The organism is Rhodococcus sp. NPDC003318 (assembly GCF_042879035.1).
GTDB lineage: Bacteria > Actinomycetota > Actinomycetes > Mycobacteriales > Mycobacteriaceae > Rhodococcus_G.
This window is the reverse complement of record NZ_JBIAOU010000013.1, coordinates 1-25,839: the sequence shown is the minus strand read 5'-3', so window position 1 is coordinate 25,839 and position 25,839 is coordinate 1. Positions and strand designations below refer to the sequence as shown.

The window sequence follows — 25,839 nt, the reverse complement described above, 5'->3', positions numbered from 1 at the left end:
CCGCTCCCCGCTGGTCGGGCGGGCGGGTGGATCAGGCGTTCGCCGCCACCCACTCCTCGACCGTCTGCTGATCGCGACCGAGGATGCCGAGGATCTGCTCGCTCGCCAGGCCCTCGATGCTGCCGCCGATCAGCTTGATGTTCACCTCGACCTCACCCTCGATCTGCAGGGTGGCGCCGTCGGCGGTGGCGGTGAGCACGGCGGTGCCCTTGGCGGTGATCGGGATGCCGGTGGTGACGGCGGAGAAGGTGCCCTCGGCGCGCTGCCCGTCGAACGGGCCCCACACCTCGCTGCGCACGACCGACACGTCCCCCTTGATGACCTTGCTGACGATGGCGGGGAAGGCGCTGGTGTCGATCGCCTGCGCGAGGCCGACGTCGATGGTGCCGTCGCCGGCGGTCAGGTGGTCGAGGGTGAGTCCGTTGTCGGCGCCCTGGGCGACCCGGTGCTGCCAGAAGTTCGCGTCGGTGAGGGTGCGGTGCACGGTCTCGGCGGGCAGGGAGTAGTTGGCGGTGAACTCGATGCGACGTGACATAGTGCCGCAGACTACCTGGCCCGTGAGGGTCAGTTCTCGGTCAGCCAGCGGGCGGTGAATTCGTCCTCGTGGTCGAGCAGTTCGGTGATCTGGTCGGCGATCACCGATTCGATCTTGCCGCCGATCAGTGGCAGCCCGACCTGCACCTGCCCGTCGAGGGTCACGGTCGACCCGCTGCCGTCCGCGGTGAGCGTCAGCGTGCCGGTCAGCTCACCGGGCATCCCCTCGACGTGCGCGGTGAACGTGCCGGTCGCGGTGTCGCCGTCCAACCGGCCCCAGTCCTCGGTACGGGTGATGACCAGGTCGCCGGGCCGGATCTTCGTCACGATCGACGGCAGGTGGTCGGCGGGGATCGCCTGGCGCAGCTCGACCGCGACCGTGCCGTCGCCGACGTCGAGACGGTCGATTCGGGCACCGCTGCCGCCGACCTCGGCGATCCGGTCACGCCAGTACCGTTCCGCGGTCAGGGCGGCGTGGACCTGCGCGACGGGCTGCGGGTAGCTGGTCGAATGCGGAATGCGGCGAGCCATGTCGGGCACGCTACCGTTTCCAGTCGTGCGGGTAGTGGAGGACGTGGCGACCGAGTTCGGTGCCGAGCTGGATGTGGACGTGCCGCTGTCGGGCCTGACGACGCTGCGGCTCGGCGGACCGGCGCGGGCGATGCTGACCTGCCGGGACACCGACACCGTCGCCGGGGTCGTGCGGGCCCTGGACGCGGCGCGGGTTCCCACGCTGATCCTCGGTGGCGGCTCGAACCTGCTGGTCGGCGATGCCGGAGTCGACGCCGTGGTGGTCCGCGTCGCCAACGACGCCGTCACCCTCGGGGACGCGCTGGTCACCGCGGAGGCGGGTGCGGTCTGGGACGACGTCGTCGCGCGCTCGATCGCCGCGGGACTCGGTGGCCTCGAGTGCCTGTCCGGGATCCCGGGTTCGGCGGGCGCGACGCCGGTGCAGAACGTCGGCGCGTACGGCGTCGAGGTGGCGTCGCTGCTGCGTCGGGTGCAGCTGCTCGACCGGGCCTCCGGGCAGGTGCGGTGGGTCGGGCCGGAGTCGCTCGGGCTCGGATACCGCACCAGCGTGCTCAAGCACACCGACACCGCGGTCGTGCTCGCCGTCGAGTTCACCGTGAACTCCGACGGGCTCAGCGCGCCGCTGCGGTACCGCGAACTGGCCGCCGCGCTGGGCGCCGAGGAGGGCGAACGGCGACCGGCCGCGACGGTGCGCGAGGTGGTTCTCGGTCTGCGGGCGAGCAAGGGGATGGTCCTCGACCCTGCCGACCACGACACGTGGAGCGCCGGGTCGTTCTTCACCAACCCCGTCGTGCCCGACGACCGGCTGCCCGCGGTGCTGGGCGCCATCGCCGCCCGGCTCGGTGACGGGGTGCGCGTCCCGCAGTTCCCCGCGGACGGCGGCACGAAGCTGTCGGCGGGGTGGCTGATCGAACGCGCCGGCTTCGCCAAGGGGCATCCCGGACCGGACGGCGCGGCCCGCCTGTCGACCAAGCACACCCTCGCGCTGACCAACCGCGGCGACGCGTCCACCGCTCAGCTGCTGGCATTGGCGCGGGAGGTGCGGACCGGCGTGCAGGATGCGTTCGGGGTGCGTCTGGAACCGGAGCCGGTGGCGGTCGGCTGCGCCGTCTGACCTGCTCGAGCCGGTGCGTCGACGGTCACACTGGTCGCGTCGGTACCGTGGATTGCGTGGTTAACCAGGGCATCCGGACTAATCGGACACGAGTGTTCTCGCTGCTCGCTCTGCTGACGGCGCTGGTCGCCGTCCTCGCGGGCTGCAGCTCCAGCGGCACCGCCGTGCCGTCCGCGCAATCCGAGCAAACTCCCGTCGTGACCGTCACGCAGACGCCGGCCGCCGGCGCCGAGGACGTCAGCCCGACCGCACCCGTCTCGGTCACCGCCACCGACGGCACCCTGCAGGGCGTCGCCCTCACCAGCCCCGCGGGCAACCTGGTGCAGGGTGCACTGTCCCCGGACCAGCGCACCTACACCGTCACCGAACCCCTCGGCTACGGCTCCACCTACACCTGGTCCGGCACCGCGGTCGGCGCCGACGGCAAGTCCGTGCCTGTGGGCGGCGCGTTCACCACCGTGGAGCCGCAGTCCGTCACCTCGGTGACCACCAACATCGGCGACGGGCAGGAAGTCGGCATCGCGGCCCCCGTCATCTTCAGGTTCGACGCCCCCGTCGCCGACAAGGCCGCCGTCGAGAAGGCGATGTCGATCACCACCGACCCGCCGACCGTCGGGTCGTGGGCGTGGTTGCCCGACGACGGCGGCTCCCGCATCCACTGGCGCCCGGAGAACTACTGGACGCCCGGCACCACCGTGCACGTCGCCGCGAACCTGTACGGCCTGGACTACGGCGACGGCGCCTACGGCGAATCCGACGTGACCCTCGACTTCACCATCGGCCGCAGCCAGATCGTCAAGGCCGAAGCCACCAGCCACCGCATGCAGGTGATCCGCGACGGCGTCACGATCATGGACATCCCCGTCAGCTACGGCGAGGGCGACGAGGAACGCAACGTCACCCGCAGCGGCATCCACGTCGTCACCGACAAGCACGAGGACATCCTGATGTCGAACCCGCCGTTCTACGAGAACGTGCGCGAACGCTGGGCGGTGCGGATCTCCAACAACGGCGAGTTCATCCACGCCAACCCCGCCACCACCGGCGTGCAGGGATCGGCGAACGTCACCAACGGCTGCATCAACCTGTCCCTCGCCGACGCCGAGGAGTATTTCGGGATCGCGCTGTACGGCGACCCGGTCGAGGTGACCGGCACCCGCATCGACCTCTCCGCCGCCGACGGCGACATCTACGACTGGGCGATCGACTGGGACACCTGGCAGTCGATGTCCGCGCTGCCCGACGCGGCCGACACCGCCGCGGCGGGCGCCGGCGCAGCGGTCGGCGGCACCCCCGCACCCGCCGCCCTCCCTGCCGGCTGACCCGATCCACCCCACCCACCGGCCCACCCACCCCTGGCTGAAGGTGGCCTTCGTGCGGGTGACGCGCATGAAGGTGGCCTTCGTTCGGATGACGTGCCGCCGCCGTTGTCCGGCTGAAGGTGACCTTCGTTCGCTCTGACAGCACGAAGGGCGCCTTCAGCCGGAAGGAGGAGGGTGGCGGCTACCAGCGGTTGCGGACCTGTTCGGCGAACCCGATCAGGTCCCGGACCTCGACGCGGCCGCCGTCGTCGAGGATCACGTGGCCGTTGTACCGGCCGAAGACCTGGTGCTGGATCGAGGCGAGCACCTTGAGGTCGGTGCCGGCGGCGCGGTCGAGGATCGGGGTGAACGTCATCTCGAACCGGCCGTCGTTGCTGGTGAACGTCCAGTCGGCGCTGTCGTGGGCGGCGCCGTCGGCGACACCGGGCGGCAGGTGGAACGTCACCTCGTCGAGTTTGTGGCCGACGCCGCCGACGAACACCATGTTCTCGGTGCCCGCGCCGGTGTCGCCGAAGCCGTGTCCGATGTTGAAGCCGAACGGTTTTCCCTCCACGACACCGGACGCCGAGCCCCAGTACCAGGTGTTGTCGTAGGTCCAGACCCCGCGACCCCAGTCGAGGACCCCGAACGCGGTGTCGGGCTCGAAGCTGTACGTCCGGTCGCCGACGGTGATCGTGCCGCTCACGGGCAGGCAGTTGATCTTCTGGTTGTAGTAGAACGCCTTCGGGGCGCCGGGGAACGGTGTCGCGACCACCATCCGGTCCATCGGCGGCTGCGCGAGGACCAGTTCGCCGCGCAGCCCGCGGCCACCGTCGAATCGGGGATGGTCCACGGTGACGACGCGGGCGGCGGCGATGTGCCGGTACTCGATCCGCAGGCCGCGGTGCTGGACGAGGACGTCACCCCGGTCGGCGCTGGCGGGCAGCTTCATCCGACCCAGGGGGAACGGCGTCATGACGTTCTCGGTGACCTCGGTGCGGGCGGCGAAGTCCAACCACGACACCCCGAGCAGGCCCATGTACCCGTTGTCGGCGACGGTCAGCGCCAGTCCGCGTTCGGGGGTCAGGACGCAGTAGTAGTCCCATTCCTTGATCCGCAGCCGGTTCGCGGCGATCGCGGCGCGGTCGTAGCGGCGCACCTCCGATTTCGCCCACCCGGGTTCCGCCAGCCGGCCGTGCTCGTCGAGCAGGTCGCCGGGCCGCAGCTCGCGTCGCACGCGACGCTACTTCCGGGCGAAGCGGGTCGCCGACGCCTGGTCCCGCGGGCGCAGCACGATCTGGTCGAGGTTGACGTGTGAGGGGCGGGACGCGACGAACCCGATCACCTCGGCGACATCGGCGGCGACCAGCGGGGTGATGCCCTCGTACACCTTCGCCGCACGTTCCTCGTCGCCGTCGAAGCGGACGAGGGAGAACTCGGTCTCCACCGCGCCGGGGGCGATCTCCGTCAGCCGCACCGGCTGGCCGAGCAGTTCGCCGCGCAGCGTCCGGTGCAGGACGGCCTGCGCGTGCTTCGCCGACGTGTAGCCGGATCCGTTGTCGTACGCCTCGAGGGCCGCGGTCGAGGTGATGGTGACGATGAGGCCGTCGCCGGACTCGATCAGCTTGGGCAGCAACGCCTTCGTGATGCGCAGGGTGCCGAGCACGTTCGTCTCCCACATCCACCGCCAGTCGTCGAGGTCGGCGTCCTGCACGGTGGCCAGGCCTTTCGCGCCGCCCGCATTGTTGACCAGCACGTCCACCCGTGGCACGACAGCGGCGAACGCGTCGACGGAGTCGTCGTCGGTGACGTCGAGTTCGAGTGCGGTGCCGTCGATGTCCCGGGCGAGGCGCTCGAGACGGTCCAGTCGGCGGGCGCCGACGATCACGTGGAAGCCCTGCGCGGCCAGGGTGCGGGCGGTGGCCTCCCCGATTCCGGAGCTCGCTCCGGTGACGACGGCGACCTGTGCTTCAGGAGAGATGCTCATGGTTCATACCCTAGGCGCCTGCGCCGCCCGTGAGTCCTTTCGACCCGCCTGGGGACCAGAAGGACTCACGGGCGGAGCCGCACTCAGTCGGCGGTGAACTCCGCTTCGCGTTCGATCGCGCGGACCGCGGCGGGTGGGACGCCGACGGGGCCGGGGGAGTAGGTCACCGACGTCAGGTCACCCGTGTAGCGGAACGGGCCGCGGCGCTCACGCAGGTCCCACGACACCGGGCCGCGGGCGTCGACGCCGACCGAGATGCCGGTCCACGGTGCCATGCCGACGAGCTGCACCTGCCCGAGCAGTTGCGCCGCGTCGGTGCCGTCGACGCGGATCGTGAAGTCCCAGCGCAGGCGTGGTACCACGACCGCCGACACTTCGATCGTCCGCGCACCGGCGGGAACCGGTCCGGCGTCGACGGCGGTGTACTGACCGTAGCTGTTGACGCCGAACACCAGGTTCCCGTTCTCGACGTACAGCAGGTACCCGCCCTGCACGTCGCCGTGCGCGACGAGGACGCCCTCGTCGCCGGGCGTGTAGCCTGCGGAGCCGCCCAATTCAACACGGATGTCGAAGTCGCGGAAGGTGATCAGCTTCGACGACCGGTACCGCTCCAGTGTCGGGGTGCCCGCCAGGATGCGCACCGGCCGCGCCAGCGCCTCCTCCGCGGGCCGGCGGGTGAACAGTCCCGCCGGGGTGGCGAGGGGGAACACCGTGTTCGCCCACGCCGAGTCGTCCCATGCCGCAGCGAGTTCGGCGACCTTCTCCGGGTACCGGTCCGCGACGTTGTGGGTCTCGGTGGGGTCGGTCCGCACGTCGAACAGCTGCCACTGCGGGTCGTCGACGTTCGCGCCGGGATGCAACGCGAGCAGTTTCCAGCCGTCGCGGTAGAAGCCGCGGTTGCCCACCATCTCGGTGTACTGCTCGGTGTGGGTGCTGATCGCCGCCCGGTCACGCAGCAGCGCGGACGCGTCGACGCCGTCGAAGGTCTTGACGGGCAGCCCTTTCCGCTCGGTCGGCGGTGTGACACCGGCGAGCGACAGCAGTGTCGGGGTGAGGTCGGTGACGTACGCGAACTGGTCCCGGACGCCGTTGTCCCCGGCCTGTTTGCGCAACCCCTCCGGCCACGACAGCACGAACGGTACCCGCACGCCACCGGCGAACGACTGTCCCTTGTAGAACCGGAACGGTGTGTTCGACGCCTGACCCCAGCCGCGCGGGTAGTGCACGCCGAGCTTCGCGGACCCGATCAGCGACTCGTCGTGCGGGACGTCCCCGATCCACTCCGGGTCGGGGACACGGGCGAATTCGGCGAAGTAGCTGCGGGTGCCCTCGGGTCCGCCCTCGGCGGTGCCGCCGTTGTCGGAGGTGAACACGACGATGGTGTTGTCGAGTTCACCGAGATCGTCGATGGTGTCGAGGATCCGGCCGACGGACTGGTCGACGGAGTCGACCATCGCCGCGTACACCTCCATGTACTTCGCGAACCGGCTCTGCTGCGCAGAGGTCAGCGAATCCCATTCCGGGACATCGTATCCGGGCTCGACGTTGCGGGGTGCCTGTTCGGTGCCCTCCGGGAACAGTCCCTGCGCCAGCTGCGAGGCGAACCGGCTCTGCCGCACCGCGTCCCAGCCCTGCGCATACCTGCCGCGGTACTTGGCGATGTCGGATTCCTTGGCCTGCAACGGTCCGTGCATCGCGACGTGCGCGAAGTACAGGAAGAACGGCTTGTCGGGCTCGTGGGCCCGCAGGTCCTTGATGTAGGAGACGGCCTTGTCGGTCAGGTCGTCCGTCAGGTAGTAGCCCTCCGGGTACTCCTCGACGTCGACGACCGAGTTGTCCGACACCAGCTGGTTCGGGTGGAAGAACGAGTTCAGTCCCTCCAGCGATCCGTAGTAGCGGTCGAACCCGCGTTGCGTCGGCCAGGAGTCGCGGCCGGCGCCGGGACGCAGGTTCGCGTCCCGCACCAGGTGCCACTTGCCGACCGCGTAGGTCGCGTACCCGCTCGACCGCAGGATCTCCGGCAGGGTCTGGGTGTCGTCGGACAGTTCCAGGCGCAGACCGGGGAATCCGGGGTCGGCGTTCGCGACGAATCCGTATCCCGCGCGGTGCGGGTTGACGCCGGTGAGCAGCGCTGCGCGCGACGGTGAGCACAGCGGGGTGGTGTGGTAATTCGTCAGCCGGACACCGGAATCCGCGAGCCGGTCGAGGTTGGGGGTGTCGATCTCGGAGCCGAACGGCCCGATGTCGCTGAACCCCATGTCGTCGATCAGGACGACGACGATGTTCGGGGATCCCGGCGTGGCCGACGGCGCCTCCGGCCACGCGGGGATCGAGTCGTCGATGGTCCGGCCGATCCGGCCGGTGAAGCCCTCGTATCCTCGGGCGTGGGGAGGAACGGTCATCAGGCGTCGACCCGCGCCGGGTTGTCGATGGGGGAGAAGTGCGACGCGTCGCCGGCGACGATCTTGCTGCGCTCGCCGTGGATGTTCACCGGCACGTCGCCGGCGAGGGTGATCCGGGTGAGGCGTCGGCGCTGGCCGTCGTAGTCGTCGATCGCGTAGTGCTGGGTGGCGCGGTTGTCCCAGATCGCGACGTCGCCGGGCGCCCAGTTCCAGCGGGTGGTGTTCTCGAGCTTGGTGACGCGGGCCTGCAGCAGCTGGAACAGGGCCTGCGACTCGGTGGAGCCGAGGCCGACGAAGTTCTTGATGAAGTGGCCGAGCAGCAGGGTCCGCTCGCCGGTCTCGGGGTGGACGCGGACCACGGGGTGCTGCGTCTCGTAGTAGGTGGACTGGAATTCGCGGCGGTACTCCGCGGTGTTCGCGTCGACCTCCTCGGCGGTGCCGGCGGCGTAGTCGTAGACGTTGGTGTGGGTGGCCCACAGGTTCTCCACCAGGGCCTTCAACGGCGCAGGCAGCGCCTCGTAGGCGGCGGTGGTGGACGCCCAGGTGGTGGAGCCGCCGTAGGTCGGCAGCACGTCGGCGCGCAGGATGGACGCCTTCGGGATCCGGTCGACGAACGTGACGTCGGTGTGCCAGCTGTTGGCGCGGCCGTACTCGGAGTCGATCGGCAGGATCGTCGCGCCCTTGGAGGTGACGGTCGGGTGCGCGGTCGTCGGCTCGCCGAGCAGCTGCGCGAACTCGTACTGCGACTCCTCGGTCAGGTGGTGTTGGCCGCGGAAGAAGACGACCTTGTGCTCGAGCAGCGCCGAGCGGATCAGGGAGACCGTGGCCGGGTCGAGGTCACCGCCGAGTGTGACGCCGTCGATCTGCGCGCCGATGTGCGCACCCAGTTTGGTGACCGATGTGGCGCCGGTCGCGTCGTTGCGGGAGGCGAAATCGATGGACATGGTGGACCTTTCGTCGTCGCGGTGGGGTGACCCGGTTCTTCCGTCATGGAACCGGACGGGGCAGGCGGGGCACAGGATTTCGGTCACGGTGATTTGTTTCCCCTCCGCCGCAGGGGAATCCGGGCGACATTTCCCCACGATCGAGGGAAAATCTGGGCGACATTTCCCCTGTTTTCCAGGGGAATGTTCGAGGGTATTTCCCCTCCGCCGCAGGGAAATTGGGATCACATTTCCCCCAGTTGTCAGATAATTCCCTCGGGTGCTACCTTGTCGTCATGACTTCAGGCCGGCCTTCCCCCATGCGCGTCACGTACGTGACCTCCGCACTGGGCTCACGCCTGCCTCTTGCGCGGGAACTGTGTTGTTCCCCCCGCGGTATCTGTAGCTAGTCCGCGCTGTCCCAGTCCGCACGTCGAATCGGCCCGCAGGCCCGACGTCGCGGCATCGGGTTCGTGCCCGAATCCCTCCGCTCGGTACTCCCGAGCCGGTCGCAGCGCGCCTCCACCGTGTCGGTCCGCCCCTCTCCGGGGTACGAAGCGCAAGGAATTCCGTGTCGATCTCCACTCTGCAGTCCACCGCTGTCCTCTCCCGCTCGTCCGCTCGTGGTTCCGCCCTGGGCCTGGCCCGCGGCGTCCGCCCGGCGTTGAACCCCGCGAACCGCGTCCAGATCGTCGCGCCCGAACTGCGCATCGGCGATTCGCCCGCCGCCGCCGTGTTCCGGGTCGCCTGCACGAACGGACCGATCGCCCGGGACGCGGCGGCCAAGTCCACCGGACTGAGCACGGCGACCGTGAATCGCCAGGTCGCGGCGCTGCTCGGCGAGGGTCTGCTGCGTGAGCGCGCCGACCTCACCGCATCCGGCGCGGTGGGCCGTCCCCGGGTGCCGTTCGAGGTCAACCACGAGCCCTACCTGACCGTCGGCATCCACATCGGTGCGGTCGTCACCGGCATCGTCGCCAGCGACATCCGTGGCCGACTCCTCGGCTCCGTCGAGATCCCCACCCCGACCGGGCCGCAGGACCTCGCGCTCGCGCAGATCACCCGCAGTGCCCGGATGTTCGTGGGCCGCTGGCACAAGCGTCGTCCCCTCTGGGTGGGTGTCGCGCTCGGTGGCCGCGTCGACGCGACCACCGGCGTCGTCGACCACCAGCGGCTCGGCTGGACCGGCGCCCAGGTCGGGGCGATCATCGGCGAGGGTCTCGGGCTTCCGGTCTCCGTCGCCGCGCACGTCGAGGCGATGGCCGCGTCCGAGCTCCTGCTGGCCCCGCAGCGTCCCGGCGAGAGCGCCGGGACCGGCACCAGCATGTACTTCTACGCCCGCGAAACCGCCGGTGTCGCAGTCACCATCGACGGACGGGTGCACACCCCGTCGAGTGGCCCCGGATCCATCGTGCACCTGCCGACCGGATCGTCGGCGCTGTGCTCCTGCGGTGCACGCGGCTGCCTCGAGGCCACGGTCAGCGACCGCGCCATGATCGAGGCGGCCCGCGACGCGGGAATCCTCAACGGCACCAACGGGCGCCCCGCCATCGCGGCGGTCTACAAGGCTGCGGCATCCGGTTCCCTTGCCGCACACGAACTTCTCGTCGAGCGGGCGCGGATCCTCGGTCGTACCGTGGCGATGCTCCGCGACCTCTTCAACCCGGACCGGGTGATTCTCGGTGGTCAGGCGTTCACCGAGTACCCCGCCGGCATTCCGCATGTCGCCGAAGCGTTCGCGCGCACATCGAGCTTGGTGCGCAAGGACATTCGGATCACCGGCTTCGGCAACCGCGTTCAGGAGTTCGCGGCGGGCGTCGTCTCGCTCAGCGCACTCCACGCCGACCCCCTCACCTCCATTCGAAGGACTTCCGTTCAGTGACCAGTTCACCCCTCCGCGCGCGCCTCGACCGGCGCGCGTTCTTCCGCGGCGCAGGGCTGACGGCCACCGCCGTCCTCGGTACCGGGCTTCTCGGCACCTGCTCCTGCGCGGTCGAGGAGTAGAAGGCCCGGCGCCACCACCCCGTCCGCGCGGCACCTCGAGGCAGGTCGCCGGTGTGGCGTTCATCGCTACCCGGCTGCTCGAGCTGACCGCGTGTCCGAGTACGCCCCTGACATTCGAACGCAACGAGAACTACCGGATTCCGGAGCGCCCGACACCTCGAGGGCGTCGAGGTGTCGTCCCGGATCCGCAGGCCCTGCTCGGCTCGCTCGGGTCGGGGCAGGTGCAGGTCGTCAACGGCCTGCGCCACCGCGGCGTCGAGACCCTCGGCAAGACCGGGGTTCCAGTCCATCCCGGTGGAGGGTGCCGAGCTGCAGGTGCACGTCGGCGCCAACGTCACCAACCCGGCGCTCGCCGACGTGCGGATCCGGCAGGCGATCGCGTACGCGGTCGATTGCGAGCGGATCGTCACCGAGGTGTTCCGGGGGTCGGGCTACCCGGTGAACCTGCCGTCCCCAAGTCGTCGCCGGCGTACGACGAGGCCCGCAACGCCACTTACAAGCGAGATGTCGCCATGGCGAAGCGGGTTCTCGCGGAACCGGACGGCCGAGATCGAACGCAACCTCGCCGCACTCGGCACCGGGACCATCGCCTCGTCGGTCGGCCACCCGCAGACCTGCGGCAGGAACGAACGCGCCCACCGGACCCTGCGCAAGTGGCTGACCGAGCAAACCCGCCGCCGCAACACTGCCCGACCTGCAGACTCAACTGTCCTCGAGGTCCTGAGACAGATCTGTCCTGGATGTCCTGACACATGGAAGGTCGCTCCGACCACCGAACTCGCACACAGGCGCCCGAGGCGCCGCCGGGTCCGGCTTTGTATGGTCTGCTGGTGATTCGTAGTCTCGGCCGGTCGGAACGTGCCCGGTATCAGTGGGGCGCGGGCGTCGCGCTCGGGGTGACGGCGGGCTGGGTGGGCGTACTGCTCGCCAACGTTCGGCACTTCTACACCGACGACACCGAGGCCCAGTACGCCCCGCTGTGGGTGATGCTCGGGCGGAGTCTGCGCGAGGGGCGGATTCCGTTCATGGTGCCCGAGCACTGGCTGGCCGGGAACTACACGATCGAGGAGGCCGGGCTGCTCAACCCGGTGCAGTGGGTGGTCAACGTCCTCGCACCGTCGGTCGACAACCTGCTCGTGTACAGCACGGCGGTCAAGCTGGCCTTCGCGATCGTCCTCGCCCTGGGCGTCTACCGCATCTGCCTGGAGTACGGCGCGAGACCGGCCTGGTCGGCCGTCGCGGCGGTGGCGTTCCCGTTCTCGGGGTGGCTGCTGTTCTTCGACGCGTCGAGCTGGTTCACCGCGTTCGCCGGCACGGCGTGGCTGACGCAGGCGTGGGCGAGCGGTGTGCGTTACGCGCGGGGACGCAGCGGACCGATCCCGGTGTTCGTGTTCCTCTACCTGGCGATCTCCGTGCAGTACGTGTTCCCGGCGGTGGAGTCGGCGCTGATGGTGGTCGCGGTCGCGGTCGGCGAGGTCCTGTACCAGCGGCGCTGGGTTCCGTCGGTGAAGCTGCTGCTCGCCGCGGGGTGCGCGGGCCTGGCCGGGCTCCTCACCTACCTGCCGAGCCTGCTCTCGGCGTACGTGACCTGGCGCGGCGCCGAGGACGTCGTCAACGACCGGTTCCTCACGGTGCCCTGGTCGGAATCGCTCAACGCCAGCCTGCCGAGCACGCTGCCCGCGTTCACCTCGTGGTGGGGGTACGTGCAGCCGATGCCGGTCGTCTACGTCGCGTGGTTCCTCGTGCCCGCGCTCGCGTTCGTCGACTGGGGTCGCGCGCGGCGGGCGTGGCGCGAGCTCTCCGCGGTCGGTCTGTTCACGGTGATCGTGTTGATGTGGACCGCCGGGCCGGGCGTCATCGGTCCGCTGCGCTGGCCCGCCCGGGTGCTGCCGATGGTGGCCCTCGGGCTGTTGATCCTGGTGTGCACCCTGCTCGGGCGGTTCGCCACCCTCGCGGACCGGTCCCGTCGGCTGACCGCGGCCGGTGTGCTCGTCGCGTTGCTGTTGGTGCGGTCGGCTTCCGCGGCGCCGGACCGGATCGGTCTCCACGTCGCGGCCGCGGCGGGCGTCGCGGTGCTCGGCGGTGCGGTGGTGTGGCTGGGCCTGCGCAAGGGTGTCGCGGCGGCCTGCGCGCTCGTCGTGGTGTCGATCCCGCCGATCGCGTTCCTCCAGGTGTGGGCGGCGCAGCCGACACCGATGGGCTGGAACATGCCGGAGCGGCGCTCGGAGATGATCGCCGCGTTCCCCGAGTTCCCCGGAACGACACTGCAGCTCGCCGACTGGGGCCGGGTCACGCCCGAAGACCGCACGCTGTCCGGTGCGTTCGGGTCGCTGGTCGCCGGGAACTACGCGAAGAACCTGGAGCAGACCTACGTCGGCGGATACACCCCCAACGGCAACTACAACTTCGGGCAGATGCTGTGCATCCGCTGGGACACCGGGGTCTGCCCGGAGGCGTTCGGGCAGGCCTTCGCGGTCGAACCGACCACCGGCAGACGCATCGTCGACCTGATGCTCGTCGACCGTGTCGTCCTGCAGAACGCGCTGTACCCCGACGCGCGTGCGCAGCCCGCGCCGTCCGGCTGGAAGTGGGTCGACCAGCCCGGCCACGACCAGTGGATCTCCGTGCTCGAACGCGAGGACGGCCCGATCTCGACGCGCAACGGCCGGGTGGCCGCGGCCGAGGGGGTGTCGGCGACGTCGCTGAGCGAGTCGGATCCGACCAGCCGGGTCCGGGTCGACTCGGACACCGGGGGCCGGGTCGTGTTCGCCCGGCTCGGGTGGCCCGGTTACCGCGCCACGCTGAACGGAACGCCGATCGACTTCGACGTGGTCGCGAAGAACTTCGTCTCCGTGACGATTCCGCCCGGCACCACCGACGCCGAGCTCGTCGTGACGTGGCGTCCCCCGGGCTGGAAGATCGGCGGCGCCGCCGCGGTGCTCGGGCTCGTCGGGGTGACGGTGCTGCAGGTGCTGTACGTCCGGGATCGCCGCCGCCACGCCGGTGACCGGGCGGATGCCGCGGTGCCGCCGGACCTCGAGACCCCGATCGGTGCGCGATGACGTCGACGCCGGTGGGCGGCCCGGAACCGCGGTACCGGTCGGTACGCAGGCAGGGGATCGCGTTCGCGATCGTCGGCGGGTTCAACACTCTGCTCGGGATCGCCCTGACGGCGATGTGGCTGACGGTGCTCGGCGACGACGTTCCGTCGGCGGTCGCGGTGGCCCTCGCGTACTGCATCAGCGTCGTCGTCGCGTTCGCCTTGCACCGCACCGTCGTCTTCCGCGTGCGCGGCTCGCTGTTCCGGGACTTCGTCCGGTTCGTGGTGGTCAATTCCGGTGGTCTGGCGGCCAACATGGTGCTGCTGCAGCTCGCCGTGTCGGTGCTGCACGCACCGTCGCGGCCGGCGGCGGTGGTGGTGATGGGCGCGGTCGCGGTCGGGACGTTCGTGGGGCACCGGTACTTCACGTTCCGGCGGACCGAACCGGACCAAACTCGTGAAGACGCCGAATTGCCCAATCGTTAGTCTTGTTTCGCACATTTCCACCGGTTTCCAACGCGTGGCCGTTCCGTTACTCTGCGAGATCGACTCCAGCGCAGCCGAAGCACGTGCTCGCATGACACAGAGTGGGTGTAACGCAGATTAACGGGATGATTCGCCTGCGGTTGGCTGCCGCGACCACGCCCACGCCCGCGCCGTCCTCGGTCGACGGTTCGTGGTGACGCAGCACGACGCCACCCCCGGGGGCGGGCGGCAGTCGGTGTCCGTGGTCGTTCCGGTCTACCGGGGAGAACAGACCGTGGCCGCGGTCGTCGCCGAACTCGACCGGTACCGGACCGGGGCCGTGACGGCGAGGGGGATCGCCTACACGATCGACGAGATCGTGCTCGTCCACGACAACGGACCCGACCGCTCCGACCGCGTCATCGCGGAACTCGCGCAGCGGTACCCGCAGGTGCGCCCGGTGTGGCTGAGTCGCAACTTCGGTCAAGACGCGGCAACGATCGCCGGGATGGCCGTCGCCCGAGGTCACTGGATCGTCACGATGGACGAGGACGGCCAGCACGACCCCGCGTTCATCGCGGATTTCCTCGACGGTGCCTACCGCTCCCGCGCCGACCTCGTGTACTCCCAGCCCACCAACACCCGGCCGCACGGCCCGCTCCGCAACCTCACCTCCCGCGGCGCCAAGATCGTTCTCGCCACGGTGTTCGCCTTCCCGGCCTCCACCCGGTTCGAGAGTTACCGGTTGATCCGCGGCGACATCGGACGCAGCCTCGCCGACGTCGCGGCGAACGGCACCTACCTCGACGTCGCGCTCACCTGGGTCGTGGGCAGGACCGTCTCGGTGCCCGTGGTGCTGCGCGCCGAGTACCGGGAGGAGTCCGGCTACAACTATCGGCGCCTGGTGTCCCTGTTCTGGAAGATGTTCCTGTGCAGCGGAACCCGCGGTCTGCGGCTGGTCAGCCTCATCGGGGTGGCCCTCGCCCTGGCCGGTGGGATCATGGCGGCCGTCGTCGTCTGGCAGGCCCTGTTCTCCGACAGCGACGACCCCGCGGGCTGGGCGTCGACCATCGTGGTGCTGCTGCTGTGCTCGGGAGCGACGTTGCTGTCGCTGGGGCTGATCGCCGAGTACCTCGGAGTCGGTCTCCACATCCTCGCCGGCAGACCCCTCTACCTCACGGTCGCGTCGCCGCCGCCGCGGTTCGACGACGAACGCGCCGTGCCCGCGCAGTCCGAACCGCCGCCGTCGCGCACCGACACCTTCCGGGAGGCGCCGTGACCGGCGATCGCGTCATCTTCAGCCGCCCATACGTGGCGCGGCGCGAGATGGACAACCTCGCAGCGGCCCTCGCCTCCGGGCACCTCCACGGCGACGGTCCGTTCACCGCGGCGGCGACCACGAAGCTGAGGGAGATCACCTCGGCGCGGCACGTCCTGCTGACCACGTCGTGCACGCATGCACTGGAACTGAGCGCCATCCTCCTCGACCTCGCCCCCGGCGACGAGGTGATCGTGCCGAGCTTCGCGTTCACCTCCGCCGCGACGTCCCTGACCCAGCGCGGCGCCACACCCGTCTTCGTCGACATCGACCCCGACACGGGGAACGTCGACCCGTCCGCGGTCGCCGACGCGATCACCCCCCGCACCCGTGCGGTGGTCGTCATGCACTACGGCGGCGTCGCCGCCGACATGGAGTCGCTCCTCGGCCTGGCGGCCGCGCACGGGATCACGCTGATCGAGGACAACGCCCACGGGCTCGGCGGCACGTGGCGGGGCAGGCCGCTCGGCACCATCGGCACCTTCGGGACGCAGAGCTTTCACGACACCAAGAACGTGCACTGCGGTGAGGGCGGAGCGCTGCTGCTCACCGACGACCTGCTGGCCGGGCGCGCCGAGATCATCCGGGAGAAGGGGACCGACCGTGCGCGGTTCCTGCGCGGCCAGGTGGACAAGTACTCGTGGCAGGACGTCGGCTCGAGTTACCTGCCGAGCGAGCTGAACGCGGCGGTGCTCGACGCCCAGCTCGACGAGTTCGAGACCATCCAGTCCGAGCGGCACCGCGTGTGGAACAGCTACGCGTCCGCGCTGGGCGACTGGGCGCAGCAGCGTGGGGTGACGCTGATGACGGTGCCCGACGACTGCGGGCACACCGCGCACCTGTTCTACCTGCGCATGCCCGACGAGAGCCGACGCGACGGACTGATCGACGATCTGGCGGAGCAGGGTGTCGTCGCTCCGTTCCACTACGTCCCGCTCGACACCAGCCCGGCCGGCCGGAAGTACGGCCGCACACCCCGACCCTGCACCCGCAGCGCAGAATTCGCGTCCACCATCGTCCGGCTCCCGCTCTGGCCCGGGTTGGACGACGATCGGATCGGCCGCGTCGTCGACGCCGTGACGCGTCACGTCTGGTGACCGGGTCGATCCGGTCCGACGGAGCCGGTTCAGCGGCCCGACTGTGACGCCGCGGCGGTCGCGTCGAGATCCGCCAGCGTGAGCGGACGCGCCGGCGGGTGGTCGACGACCACCTCGCGGGTGACGGTGAGGTCCGCGGCGACGTGCAGCAGTTCGCCCGGCGCGAGCGGCTGCCAGTCCGGGTTCTCGTCCATCCGTTCACTGGCGATCACCACGGCGGGCGCGTCGGAGAGGTCGCCCGACCGGACGCGCACGGTGCCCGCGGCGCTCGCGTGTTCGAGGTGCCGCCCGACGTCGCCGGCCCGCTGCAGGACGAACAGGTCGTGGGTGTCGGGGTAGCGGACGGCCCACAGTTCGTCGGCGGTGGTCAGGACGAGGTTCGCCGCGAGCACCGGCAGCTCGGCCGCGACCCAGCGCAACGCCGTCGCGATCCCGGCGGTGACGTCGCCGCACGCGTCGGCGTGCTTGGTGATCAGCGCGAAGAGTCGTTCGGAGTCGGTGTCGCCGCGCACCAGCGACCGGTACGGGCCGAGTTCGGCGTCCAGCTTCGGCAGGTCCTGGATGACGCCGTTGTGCGCGAAGATCCGGCCGCGCTGGGTGAACGGGTGCGTGTTGACGTCGGTCAGGCCGCCGGTCGACGCGTACCGGATGTGCGCGACGAAGGTCGCGGAGTGGCGTTCGCGGGCCTCGGTCGCGAACGCCGCGTCGGCGTAGGCGGCGAGGGGCTGCTTCTCGACGCGCGGGTCGCCGTCCACGGTGAAGGTGCCGAGACCGGTGCCGTCGGGTTCGCGTCTGCTCTGGGCGGCGAGGCTGTCGGATGCGTCGAGCAACCAGAACGTGGCCCGCACCCGCGCCGGTGCGCTGGACATCCCGAACAGCCGACACATGTCTCCACGGTAGGTGGGGCTCCGCCCCAGTGGTGCAGTTTCGGATGCAGTGACCTCCACAAGTGCACCACTGCGCGGAGCGCTCTACGGTGACCCGCATGGCACTTCGCGAAACGACAGGCATCGACGGCACCGACATCGTGTACCGCGTCACCGGGCCCGCGGACGGGCGTCCGCTCGTCCTGCTGCACGGGTGGGCGCAGTCGATGAGCTGCTGGGGTCCGGGCGTCCTGGACGCCTTCGCCGCGGCGTACCGGGTGATCGCCGTCGACCTGCGCGGCCACGGCTACTCCGGTGCCCCGGAGGCCGGCTACGACGATCCGAAGATCTGGGCCGGGGACGTCGCCGCGGTCCTCGCCGCCGAGCACGTCGACGGCGGCGCGGTGCTCGTCGGCTGGTCGTACGGCGGGCTGGTCATCGCCGACTACCTCGCCGAGTGCGGCACCGACGCCGTCGCGGGCATCGTCCTGGTCGGTGCGATCACCAGCATCGGCCGCGGCCAGAAGGGCGGGCGGGTCGGCGCCGCGATGCGGGACGCGATGCCGGCGGCGCTGTCCGAGGATCCGCGGGAGGCGATCCGCGCGCTCGGCAGTTTCGGCAACGCGCTCACCGGCGCCGCGGAGGGCGCCGGTGTCGCGTCGCAGGCGCTGTTCGGTGCCAGCCTCTCGACGCCGCCGCGGGTGCGGGCCGCGCTGTTCGCGCGCGAGACCGGCCACGACGACCTGCTCACCGACCTCGACGTGCCCGCGCTGGTCCTGCACGGCACCGCCGACACCGTCGTCGACGTCTCCGCGGGCCGGCACGCCGCGGAGCTGCTGCCGAACGCGACGGCCTCCTTCTGGGAGGGCGTCGGGCACGGCCCGTTCGTGGAGGACCCGGCGCGGTTCGTCGCCGAGGTCGGTGCGTTCGTGGACGCGTTGGGCCGGGTCAGCGCAGCAGCGCCCGCGCCTGGTGGACGCGGGTGAGCTTGTCGGGATTGCGGACCAGATAGATCCCCGACACGAGACCGTCCACCACCTCGATCATCGCGACGGTGTCGACGGTGTCGCCGACGTGGATCGTCACCGCGGGAATGTTGTTGAACGTGGCCGGTTCGATCCGCACGTCCGCCGGGCCGCCGCGCACGATCCCCGCAATGAACCGGGCGACGTGATCGCGTCCGCGGACGGGGCGGCGGGCGGCGCTGACCTTCCCGCCGCCGTCGGAGAGCTGCACGACATCCGGTGACAGCAGGTCCATGAGGGTCTGGATGTCGCCGGTGGCGGCGGCGCCCAGGAACCGGCCGACGACCTCCTGCGCCGCCGCGGTCGGCGGCTCGAACCGTTTGCGCCGGGCCTGGACGTGGGCGCGGGCGCGGGACGCGATCTGCCGGACCGCGGTTTCCGACTTGCCGACCGACTCGGCGACCTCCCGGTGGCTGAACCCGAACACCTCGTGCAGGACGAACACCGCTCGTTCGTCGGGGCCGAGGGTTTCGAGCACCAGCAGCATCGCCATCGTCACCGATTCGGCGAGCACCACGTCCTCGGACGCGTCCGGTTCGGTGCGGATCGGTTCGGGCAGCCAGGTGCCGACGTACTCCTCGCGGCGTCGCTGCGCCGAGCGGAGCTGGTTGAGCGCCTGCCGGGTGACGATGCGGGCCAGGAAGGCGCGCGGGTTCTCCACCCCCGTGCCGTCGACCTCGGACCAGCGCAGGTAGCTGTCCTGCAGCACGTCCTCGGCGTCGGCGGCGCTGCCGAGGATCTCGTAGGCGATGGTGAACAGCAGCGGCCGGTACTCGGTGAAGATCTCGACGGAATTCATCTCGACGGAACTCATGCGGACACTTCTACTCCCTCGGGCGCCGACTTCGGCCCCGACATCGCGCGGTAGGTGGGTGCTTTCTTCGAGATCCAGCCGCGGGTGGATCGGCAGATGCGTTCCTTGACGAAGGCGGCGGTGCGACCGCGCAGGACGAGGGGGCGGGGACGGTCGTCGGGGTGCACCGCCTGGACGACGCCGGCGCGGCGGCCGAGGCTGACGCACTGCAGCACGAGACCGATCGACAGCGGGGTCGGTGCCTGCCCGGCCAGGGCGGCGAGCACCGTGTCGGCGCCGTGCGCGCCGAGGGGGATCGCGGCGTGGCAGCTCATCCGCAGGTGCCGCGCCACCGACTCCGGAGGCGCTACGGCGTCACCGATCCCGACGATGTCGGGGCGGCCGAGGCAGGTGAGGGTGGCGTCGGTGCGCAGCCGACCGAGATCGTCGACGGGCAGTCCGCTGCGCCGCGCGAGGTCGGGGACTCCGAACGGGCCGGCCCACACCGCGACCTCGGTGGAAATGGCGGTGCCGTCGGCGAGGGTCACCGCGTCGGGCGTGATGCCGGTCGCCGCGACGCCCTCGTGGACGTCGACGCCGAGCCGCTTCAGTTTCCGCAGCACTGCCCGTCGGCCCGCATCGGACAGTCCCGCGCCGACGGGTCCCGCCGACACCAGGTGCACCCGCAGGTCGCGGCCGCTGTCGGCGATCTCGGCACTGGTCTCGATGCCGGTCAGGCCGCCGCCGACGACGGTGACGACGGCGTCCGGCCGCGCCGTGCGGAGGCGGTCGCGCAGCCGTCCGGCGTCGTTCAGGCCGGCGACGGTGTGGGCGTGCTCGATGCCCCGCACGGTCGCGGCGCTGCCGGGTCCGCTGCCGACCGCGTACAGCAGGTGGTCGAAGTCGACGGCGGCGCCGTCGGTGAGGGTCACGCTGTGCTCACCGATCAGGTCGACGGTGCCCGTCACCAGCCGGATGTCGGGGTGGAGCAGGGTGCGCAGCGGGACCGTCGCGTCGCCGGTTCCGGCCGCGAACTCGTGCAGCCGGATCCGTTCGACGAAGTCGGGCAGCGGGTTGACGACGGTGACGGTGACATCGGCGGGTGCGGCGGCCCGGACCCGGTTGGCCGCGGTCACCCCGGCGTACCCGGCGCCGACCACGACCACGTTGCGTGTGCTGTTCATGCCGATTCCTCTCCCCGGTGAAATCTGTCGTTCCCGTGACACCGACCGGCCGCGAAACGTGACAGTGACTTCGGTCACGGCGGGGTTCGGGGCGCGGTGCCGGAGCCGATTTCGACGCAGGGCAAGATGGAGTGGTGACGCCTGCACAGAATCACCGACTGCGCCGCGTAGCGGTCCTGTCGGTGCACACTTCACCCTTGGCTCAGCCGGGGACCGGTGATGCGGGCGGTATGAACGTCTACGTCCTGCAGAGCGCGCTGCAACTCGCGCGCCGGGGCGTCGAGGTGGAGATCTTCACCCGCGCGACGTCCTCGCAGGACGCGCCGGTGGTGGAGGCGGCGCCCGGGGTACTGGTCCGCAACGTCGTCGCGGGACCGTTCGAGGGCCTCGACAAGCACGACCTGCCGACGCAGCTGTGCGCGTTCACGGCCGGTGTGCTGCGCGAGGAGGCGCACCACGAGCCCGGCCACTACGACCTGATCCACTCGCACTACTGGCTGTCCGGGCAGGTCGGCTGGCTGGCCCGGGACCGGTGGGGTGTGCCGCAGGTGCACACCGCGCACACCCTCGCCGCGGTGAAGAACGCGTCCCTCGCCGAGGGCGACACCCCGGAGCCGGTGGCGCGGCAGATCGGGGAGCAGCAGGTGGTAGCCGAGTCGGACCGGTTGATCACCAACACCGCCGACGAGGCCGGGCAGCTGGTCGACATCTACGGCGCCGGCCGCGAGCGCATCGACGTCGTCGCCCCGGGCGCGGACCTGAGCCGCTACCGGCCGGGGGACCGCGCCGCGGCCCGCGCCGAGCTCGGTCTGGACGCCGCTGAGCTGATCGTCACGTTCGTCGGCCGCATCCAGCCCCTCAAGGCACCCGACGTGCTGCTGCGTGCGGCGGCCGCGTTGCACGAGCGCGAGCCCGGTCTGCCGCTGCGGGTGCTGGTGGTCGGCGGCCCGTCGGGGACGGGTCTGGACCGCCCCGATTCGCTGATCGAACTCGCCGCGGAGCTGGGCATCACGGCGCGGGTGACGTTCCTGCCGCCGCAGCCGCCGGACCGTCTGGTGCAGGTGTACCGGGCGTCGGACATCGTCGCGGTACCGAGCTACTCGGAGTCGTTCGGGCTGGTCGCGCTCGAGGCGCAGGCCAGCGGGACACCGGTCGTCGCCGCCGACGTCGGTGGGCTCGGGGTCGCGGTCCGCGACGGGGTGAGCGGGCTGCTGGTGCCCGGACACGACACCGGCGACTGGGCCGACGCGCTGCGGTCCGTCCTGGTGGACGCGGACCGGCGGGCGCAGATGGCGCGGCAGGCGCCCGTCCACGCGGCGAGCTTCTCGTGGGAGCACACCGCGGACGGTCTGCTCGACAGCTATCACCGGGCGGTCGCCGGGTTCCGGCGTAACCGTGAACTGTCCCCGCGCCGCGCCCGGAGCCTGTGGAAACTGCGGAGACTGGGCGGGGTACGAGCATGAACGGGGTGCGGGCATGAGCGAGACGGTGACGGGGACGGCGACGCTGATCGACACGGCGCTCACCGAACGCGACCTCGACCACACCCGTCCGGCGCCGCACCAGTTCGTCGTCGAACTGCCGGGCGAGCACAAGCTCAAGACCACCTGCCTGCTCACCGTCGGCAATCACGGGGTGCGGGTCGAGGCGTTCGTGTGCCGGAAACCGGACGAGAACTTCGAAGGTGTCTACAAGTACCTGCTGCGCCGCAACCGCCGGCTGTACGGGGTGCACTACACGATCGACAAGGTCGGCGACATCTACCTCGTCGGTCGGATCAGCACGCACGCCGTCACCGGTGACGAACTCGACCGGGTGCTGGGGCAGGTGCTCGAGGCCGCGGACGGCGACTTCAACGTGCTGCTCGAGCTGGGATTCGCGAGTTCGATTCGGCGGGAATGGGATTGGCGCGTCTCGCGGGGTGAGTCGCTGAAGAACCTGGAACCGTTCCGGCATCTCGTCGAGGGCGGCGACCGTCGGCCGTGGCCCCTCGCGGACGCACCCGCGTCGGACGGGGACCTGCCCGACTGACCGTGGCGGGCTCCGGCGCCGTTCTTCGTGAGACGAGACGCCGCCGGGCATATTCTGGCGGGGGAAGGCGTGCCCGACGTCGGCGAGCGTCCGGCGGGTGCGCACGGTGTGATGAGTGATCCGCTGCGAACGCGTCGTGACCCCGAGGCTCACGTCGTGGCCGAGTTGGGCGATGCGGGTTTCGAGGACGTCGAGGAGATCGGGCGGGGCGGATTCGGCGTCGTGTACCGCTGCCGTCAGCCGACGTTGCATCGCACGGTGGCGGTGAAGGTCCTCGCCGTGGAACCGGACGAGGAGAACCGGGCGCGGTTCCTGCGTGAGCAGCGCGCGATGGGCCGGTTGACGGGCCACCCGAACATTGTCGGGATTCTCGACGTCGGGACGACGGCGAGTGGTCACCCGTACCTGGTGATGGGCTATCACCAGCAGGATTCGATCGACGCGCGGATCCGTCGGCACGGGCCGCTGTCGGTGGAGGAGGTCCTGCGGCTGGGGGTGCGGATGGCCGGTGCGCTCGAGTCCGCGCACCGGATGGGGATCGTCCACCGCGACGTCAAGCCCGCGAACATCCTCGTCACCGACTACGGCGAACCGGTGCTGTCCGACTTCGGCATCGCGCACATGGACGGCGGCTTCACCACCGCGACGGGCAGCATTGCCGGGTCGCCTGCGTTCACCGCGCCGGAGGTTCTCGGTGGTGACCCGTCGACGCCGGCGGCGGACGTGTACGGTCTCGGCGCCACGCTGTTCGCCGCCTGCACCGGGCATGCGGTGTTCGAACGCCGGTCGGGGGAAGACGTTGTCGCGCAGTTCATCCGGATCGCCACGGAACCCGTACCCGACCTGAGTGAGCTCGGTGTCGGCGGCGACGTCGCGGCCGTCCTCGAACGCGCGATGGCACGCGATCCGGCGGAGCGGCCGTCCGCGTTCGAACTCGGTGAGCAGCTTGCGCGGCTGCAATCCGATCGGGGGTTGCCGGTCGACGAGGTCGTGGTGGCGCGAGAAACCGGCCCGACCGCGGCGGGCGACGCCGGACCGCTGCCGCTCGTGGCCCATGCGACGGACTCGGCTCGGGTGTCGGGACGGGTGGCGCGGCAGGCCGGAGCGGGCACCTTCCCGGCGGAGGTGACGACGTTCGTCGGGCGTCGTGCGGAGGTGCGGGAGGCGCGGGCGTTGCTGGGGCAGGCGCGGTTGGTGACGTTGACGGGGATCGGTGGGGTGGGCAAGACGCGGTTGTCGTTGCGTGTCGCGGTGGCGGTCCGGCGCGACTTCTCGGACGGGGTGTGGCTGGTCGACCTGGGGGACGTGCAGGACGGGGCGCTGATCGGGGAGGTCGTCGCGGCTGTGCTCGGGGTGCGGCCGCAGCCGTGGCGTCCGCTGATCGAGGTGCTGGTCGACGCGTTGTCGTCGCGGGAGATGCTGGTGGTGCTCGACAACTGCGAGCAGGTCGTCGCCGACGCCGCCACGTTTGTGGACGAGCTGTTGACGACGTGCCCGAAGCTGCGGGTGCTGGCGACCAGTCGGGAGGCGCTCGGCATCCGCGGTGAGCAGGTGATGCGGGTGCCGCCCCTGGCGGTTCCCGAACCGGGCGACGTCGCGTCGGGTGACGCGGTCGGCCTGTTCGCCGACCGCGGCGCCACGGCACTGCCCGGGTTCGTGGTCAGCGATGCCAATGCCTCGGCGGTGGTCGGCATCTGCCGGCACCTGGACGGGTTGCCGCTGGCGATCGAGTTGGCCGCGGCGCGGTTGCGGGTGATGTCGCCGGATCAGATCCTGCAACGGTTGACCGATCGGTACGCGCTGCTCGGTCGTGGCAGTCGTGACTTGCCGGGCCGGCAGCAGACGCTGCGCGCCTGCATCGACTGGAGTTACGAGCTGTGCACCGAGGCCGAGCAGCGTCTGTGGGCGTGCCTGTCGGTGTTCGCGGGCAGTTTCGAGCTGGACGCCGCCGAACACGTCGCGGCCGGTGAGGTCGACGAGGTCGTCGACGTGCTGACCGCCCTGATCGACAAGTCGATCCTGATCCGTGAGACGGCCGGGTCGGCGGTGCGGTTCCGGATGCTCGAGTCGCTGCGGGAGTACGGCCGGGAGAAGTCCGAGCAGGCCGGGACCCGGGCCGCGCATGCTCGCCGGCACCGGGACTGGTACCACAGGCTGGCGCTCGATGCGGATGCCGAGTGGATCGGACCGCGGCAACTCGACTGGATCGACCGGCTGGACCGGGAACAGCCCAACCTCCGCGAGGCGCTCGAGTTCGCCCTCGGGTCCACCGCTGCCGACGTGCTCGACTTCGTCGTCGCGCTGCAGCAGTTCTGGTTCGCGTGCAACGGTCTGGGGGAGGGGCGGTACTGGGTCGATCGGGTCCTCGCGGCGGCGGGCGACGAGGCGTCGCTCTCGATGGTGAAAGCGTTGTGCCACAACTGCATACTGGCCGAGGTTCAGGGAGACGCCGCCGCGGGAGCGGCGTCGGTGGCGCGCGCCGAGGCGGTCGCCGCCCGGTTGGCGGACCCGGTCGCGCACGCCTGGGTGGACCTCGCGAAGGGACGTCACAGCGCCTTCGTCGGAGACCTGGCCGGAGCTCGGGGACCGCTGGAGCGGGCGCTGGAGGCGTTCTCCGCGTGGGGGGACGTGGGAGCGCAGGTGTTGGTCCTTCTCGCCGTGGGGTGGGTGCGCGAATTGGGGGACGGCGGGGCGGGCCTCGCCACTTACGAGGAGGTGCTCGCGATCACCGAGTCCCACGGCGAGGCGGTGTACCGCTCGCAGGCACTGTGCGGGATCGCCGTGTCGTCGTGGCGGCGAGGCGACCGGCAGCGGGCACGGCGCGCGGTGGAGCAGGCGCTGCGGCTGATCCGGCCGCGACGCGACCCCTTCATCGCGTCCGCGTGCCTCGAGGTGATGGCCTGGGGAGCGTCCGCCGACGGCGACCACCGCCGCGCCGCCACCCTGATGGGTGCTGCGCAGGCGCTGGGACAGGTGGGCAACTCGATCGTGGTGTTCGCGCACATGCTCGACCCGCACGCGGAGTGCGAGGGTCGGGCGCGGGAGTCGATCGGGTCCGCGGCGTTCGACCGCGCGTACGCGGTGGGCCGGAAGCTCGACTTCGACGAGGCCGTCGACCTGGCGCTGGGGGAGCGGTCGCGGCCGGCGCCCGCCGCCGCGGCGTCGCCGACGGACCTGACGCGACGTGAGCGGGAGGTGGCCGGGCTGGTCGCCGAGGGACTGAC

General features: G+C 70.9%; 22 protein-coding genes. 13 read left to right on the top strand and 9 right to left on the bottom strand.

The features are described 5' to 3' along the window. Nucleotides 1-31 precede the first annotated feature (31 nt). Nucleotides 32-535, bottom strand: a complete 504-nt coding sequence (locus ACFYVR_RS19235; RefSeq protein WP_387476049.1) for a DUF2505 domain-containing protein — start codon at nt 533-535, stop codon at nt 32-34. Between the two features lie 29 nt (nt 536-564). Continuing rightward, nucleotides 565-1,065 (bottom strand): DUF2505 domain-containing protein, encoded by a 501-nt coding sequence (locus ACFYVR_RS19230; RefSeq protein ID WP_387476047.1) that lies wholly within the window; start codon nt 1,063-1,065, stop codon nt 565-567. Here ACFYVR_RS19230 and ACFYVR_RS19225 point away from each other — a divergent pair. Beyond that, nucleotides 1,064-2,179, top strand: a complete 1,116-nt coding sequence (locus ACFYVR_RS19225; protein WP_387476045.1) for a UDP-N-acetylmuramate dehydrogenase — start codon at nt 1,064-1,066, stop codon at nt 2,177-2,179. The two genes, ACFYVR_RS19230 and ACFYVR_RS19225, sit on opposite strands and share 2 nt — an antisense overlap. Before the next feature lie 47 nt (nt 2,180-2,226). Beyond that, a complete protein-coding gene (locus tag ACFYVR_RS19220) occupies nt 2,227-3,501 on the top strand; it encodes an Ig-like domain-containing protein (protein WP_387476043.1) in 1,275 nt (424 codons plus the stop codon). A gap of 181 nt (nt 3,502-3,682) precedes the next feature. On the opposite strand, the gene ACFYVR_RS19215 is transcribed toward ACFYVR_RS19220, so the two are convergent. From ACFYVR_RS19215 to ACFYVR_RS19200, 4 genes are all read right to left on the bottom strand, one after another. Beyond that, nucleotides 3,683-4,717: a DUF2804 domain-containing protein gene (locus ACFYVR_RS19215; protein WP_387476041.1), complete on the bottom strand. Its 1,035-nt coding sequence runs from the start codon at nt 4,715-4,717 to the stop codon at nt 3,683-3,685. 6 nt (nt 4,718-4,723) lie between these two features. Continuing rightward, nucleotides 4,724-5,467, bottom strand: coding sequence for an SDR family NAD(P)-dependent oxidoreductase (locus ACFYVR_RS19210; protein ID WP_387476039.1), 744 nt, complete (start codon nt 5,465-5,467; stop codon nt 4,724-4,726). An 83-nt stretch (nt 5,468-5,550) separates the two neighbouring features. Next, on the bottom strand, nt 5,551-7,869 hold the full coding sequence (locus tag ACFYVR_RS19205; protein ID WP_387476037.1) for an arylsulfatase: 2,319 nt from the start codon (nt 7,867-7,869) through the stop codon (nt 5,551-5,553). Next, nucleotides 7,869-8,813 carry a TauD/TfdA dioxygenase family protein gene (locus ACFYVR_RS19200; RefSeq protein WP_387476035.1) on the bottom strand — a complete coding sequence of 315 codons (945 nt, stop codon included), beginning with the start codon at nt 8,811-8,813 and terminating at the stop codon, nt 7,869-7,871. The genes ACFYVR_RS19205 and ACFYVR_RS19200 overlap by 1 nt, the downstream gene beginning before the upstream one ends. 550 nt (nt 8,814-9,363) lie before the next feature. Between ACFYVR_RS19200 and ACFYVR_RS19195 the strand changes: the two genes are divergently transcribed. The 7 genes from ACFYVR_RS19195 to rffA all read left to right on the top strand — a co-directional run bounded on the left by ACFYVR_RS19195 (nt 9,364) and on the right by rffA (nt 16,716). Further along, nucleotides 9,364-10,674: an ROK family protein gene (locus tag ACFYVR_RS19195; protein WP_387476033.1), complete on the top strand. Its 1,311-nt coding sequence runs from the start codon at nt 9,364-9,366 to the stop codon at nt 10,672-10,674. Beyond that, nucleotides 10,671-10,796, top strand: a complete 126-nt coding sequence (locus ACFYVR_RS19190) for a hypothetical protein (RefSeq protein WP_387476031.1) — start codon at nt 10,671-10,673, stop codon at nt 10,794-10,796. The genes ACFYVR_RS19195 and ACFYVR_RS19190 overlap by 4 nt, the downstream gene beginning before the upstream one ends. 294 nt (nt 10,797-11,090) lie before the next feature. Then, the gene (locus tag ACFYVR_RS19185; RefSeq protein ID WP_387476029.1) at nt 11,091-11,630 is read left to right on the top strand and encodes an ABC transporter substrate-binding protein; all 540 of its coding nucleotides are present in this window, start codon (nt 11,091-11,093) and stop codon (nt 11,628-11,630) included. After that, a complete protein-coding gene (locus ACFYVR_RS19180) occupies nt 11,624-13,858 on the top strand; it encodes a hypothetical protein (RefSeq protein WP_387476250.1) in 2,235 nt (744 codons plus the stop codon). The genes ACFYVR_RS19185 and ACFYVR_RS19180 overlap by 7 nt, the downstream gene beginning before the upstream one ends. Beyond that, a complete protein-coding gene (locus ACFYVR_RS19175; RefSeq protein ID WP_387476027.1) occupies nt 13,855-14,322 on the top strand; it encodes a GtrA family protein in 468 nt (155 codons plus the stop codon). Before ACFYVR_RS19180 ends, ACFYVR_RS19175 begins: the two co-directional genes overlap by 4 nt. 193 nt (nt 14,323-14,515) lie before the next feature. Further along, nucleotides 14,516-15,580, top strand: coding sequence for a glycosyltransferase (locus tag ACFYVR_RS19170; RefSeq protein ID WP_387476025.1), 1,065 nt, complete (start codon nt 14,516-14,518; stop codon nt 15,578-15,580). After that, nucleotides 15,577-16,716: a dTDP-4-amino-4,6-dideoxygalactose transaminase gene (gene rffA, locus ACFYVR_RS19165; RefSeq protein ID WP_387476023.1), complete on the top strand. Its 1,140-nt coding sequence runs from the start codon at nt 15,577-15,579 to the stop codon at nt 16,714-16,716. Before ACFYVR_RS19170 ends, rffA begins: the two co-directional genes overlap by 4 nt. A gap of 29 nt (nt 16,717-16,745) precedes the next feature. Here the strand turns inward: rffA and ACFYVR_RS19160 are convergent, their stop codons facing one another. Continuing rightward, a complete protein-coding gene (locus ACFYVR_RS19160; protein ID WP_387476021.1) occupies nt 16,746-17,603 on the bottom strand; it encodes a class II glutamine amidotransferase in 858 nt (285 codons plus the stop codon). A gap of 98 nt (nt 17,604-17,701) precedes the next feature. On the opposite strand from ACFYVR_RS19160, the gene ACFYVR_RS19155 reads away from it, so the two are divergent. Further along, nucleotides 17,702-18,568 (top strand): alpha/beta fold hydrolase, encoded by an 867-nt coding sequence (locus ACFYVR_RS19155; RefSeq protein ID WP_387476019.1) that lies wholly within the window; start codon nt 17,702-17,704, stop codon nt 18,566-18,568. On the opposite strand, the gene ACFYVR_RS19150 is transcribed toward ACFYVR_RS19155, so the two are convergent. Next, nucleotides 18,531-19,421 carry an RNA polymerase sigma-70 factor gene (locus ACFYVR_RS19150; protein ID WP_387476017.1) on the bottom strand — a complete coding sequence of 297 codons (891 nt, stop codon included), beginning with the start codon at nt 19,419-19,421 and terminating at the stop codon, nt 18,531-18,533. The two genes, ACFYVR_RS19155 and ACFYVR_RS19150, sit on opposite strands and share 38 nt — an antisense overlap. Continuing rightward, nucleotides 19,418-20,584, bottom strand: a complete 1,167-nt coding sequence (locus tag ACFYVR_RS19145) for an NAD(P)/FAD-dependent oxidoreductase (RefSeq protein ID WP_387476015.1) — start codon at nt 20,582-20,584, stop codon at nt 19,418-19,420. The genes ACFYVR_RS19150 and ACFYVR_RS19145 overlap by 4 nt, the downstream gene beginning before the upstream one ends. Nucleotides 20,585-20,715: 131 nt before the next feature. Between ACFYVR_RS19145 and mshA the strand changes: the two genes are divergently transcribed. From mshA to ACFYVR_RS19130, 3 genes are all read left to right on the top strand, one after another. Next, nucleotides 20,716-22,047: a D-inositol-3-phosphate glycosyltransferase gene (mshA, locus tag ACFYVR_RS19140; RefSeq protein ID WP_387476013.1), complete on the top strand. Its 1,332-nt coding sequence runs from the start codon at nt 20,716-20,718 to the stop codon at nt 22,045-22,047. Between the two features lie 13 nt (nt 22,048-22,060). Further along, nucleotides 22,061-22,615: a YbjN domain-containing protein gene (locus tag ACFYVR_RS19135; RefSeq protein WP_387476011.1), complete on the top strand. Its 555-nt coding sequence runs from the start codon at nt 22,061-22,063 to the stop codon at nt 22,613-22,615. 156 nt (nt 22,616-22,771) lie between these two features. Beyond that, the coding region (locus tag ACFYVR_RS19130) for a protein kinase (protein WP_387476009.1) at nt 22,772-25,839 on the top strand (3,068 nt) is incomplete at its 3' end.